Raw genomic sequence first — 252 nt, 5'->3', positions numbered from 1 at the left:
AAAACCAATATCATTTCGTCTGATAGCTGTTCGCTCACGATCAGAGCGTTTTGCACAAGAAACACCTCGTAACAACACATCACCAGCTGTTGGTTTTTCTAATAACCCCGCAATATGAAGAAGTGTTGATTTTCCAGCACCAGATGGTGCGACAAGGGCGACAAGCTCTCCACGATTAAGAATAAAATTCGCTTTATCTAAAACAATGAGCGGCTTATGACTCTCATAAAAGCGTCTTTCAATCTCTACAAG

Annotated in this window: 1 protein-coding gene; it reads right to left on the bottom strand. The window is 41.3% G+C overall.

What is annotated here, in order from left to right:
* Positions 1-252 (bottom strand): ATP-binding cassette domain-containing protein (locus ACFINC_RS11460; RefSeq protein ID WP_375617279.1); only part of this gene is annotated, 252 nt, incomplete at both ends.

The sequence above is a fragment of the Bartonella sp. AP58NXGY genome, from assembly GCF_042195785.1.
In the GTDB taxonomy this organism is placed as follows: domain Bacteria; phylum Pseudomonadota; class Alphaproteobacteria; order Rhizobiales; family Rhizobiaceae; genus Bartonella.
Note: the sequence above shows the minus strand (reverse complement) of the source record. Positions and strands in the feature narration are given on the sequence as shown.